Annotated in this window: 2 protein-coding genes; one reads left to right on the forward strand and one right to left on the reverse strand. The window is 67.4% G+C overall.

The window, feature by feature from the left end:
• Positions 1-404 (forward strand): hypothetical protein (locus tag EB084_26150; GenBank protein NDD31747.1); only part of this gene is annotated, 404 nt, incomplete at its 5' end.
• 27 nt (positions 405-431) lie between these two features.
• On the opposite strand, the gene EB084_26155 is transcribed toward EB084_26150, so the two are convergent.
• Positions 432-1,142 carry a hypothetical protein gene (locus tag EB084_26155; GenBank protein NDD31748.1) on the reverse strand — a complete coding sequence of 237 codons (711 nt, stop codon included), beginning with the start codon at positions 1,140-1,142 and terminating at the stop codon, positions 432-434.
• Between the last annotated feature and the right edge of the window lie 6 nt (positions 1,143-1,148).

A 1,148-nucleotide genomic window follows, 5' to 3' on the forward strand; every position in this document is an offset into this window, starting at 1 on the left:
ACAGCTTCCAGGCGCTCGGCATCGCCGAACCGCCTACCGACGTTGCGGTGCGTGCCGCCAACAGCAAGACCTGGGAGCAGCTGGCCGACGCATTGAGCCTCGACAAGAACCAGCTCTTCGCCAAAGACCTGGTGCAGCCGTACTGCCGCGGCCTGTCGAATCCGCACGTCACCGACCAGTACAAGAACAAGCTCCAGGGAAAGAGCGGTGAGGTCTCGGTCGTCTGCAAGCTCGGCGCCGATGGGGTCCCGCATCCGGAAATCGTACCCTGTGGCGATTCCGATCTCGACACCGTCGCCATGACCATTGCCAAGAACTCGGTATGGCTGCCCGCGATGCGCTACGGCAAGCCCACCGACTACGAGTTCCGCTTCAAGGTCGTCTTCACCGTCGTCGGGCAGTAGTGCTCGGCCCCTCGCCCCGCGACAGACTCAAGGCGATAGGGCCGCGTCCGCGGGCTGCGCAACCCACACCGTGAGGTCGTTCTCGTCGAGCGACACGCGGGTGTAGACCCGAGAGAACCGCTCCACCGCGCGTCGCGCCTCTGCTGGAGCCCCCAGCAGGACAAGCGCGTCCGGCGGGTCAGTGGCCGCCTCGAAACGGTAGACATCGAGGCGGGTCTCTCCCCTCCAGACAGCGATCTGACGCGCCCGCGGGTTCTGCATGGGGAGCAGCTCGATGGACTGCAGCTCAGGCCAGGCCAGCAGGCGAACGGCGCGCGGCGCGCCGCTCCAGTTCTCCACCGTGGCGATCATGTAGTAGAGATCGTTGCGCACCTCTTCCAAGGCTCCTTCGAGGCCGATCACCGTCACCGTGCGCGACGCGCCGAGGGAACCGCTGACACCACGCGCCACACGCTCGAGATCGGGCACCGTGCGCGCCACCTCGTCGCTCACGAACGCGCCGAGAAATGCGCGTACCGGCTCCGGCGTGTTCGATGGCACCACCAGGGGCTCATTGAAGAGCACGAGTGCGGGGAGCGCAAGACTCGCGACGAACACCGGCCAGGCCACCCATCCCCGGCGGGGCACGGCCCCGACCGCCAGCACACCGAACAGGGCACCCAGCGGCGCCAGGTAGCGATGCGCCGACCCGATTCGCGTCACGGTGAGCCATCCCCCCACGAGCAGCGCGAGCAGCAAGGGGAG

It is taken from the genome of Pseudomonadota bacterium (assembly GCA_010028905.1).
Classification (GTDB): Bacteria; Vulcanimicrobiota; Xenobia; order RGZZ01; family RGZZ01; genus RGZZ01.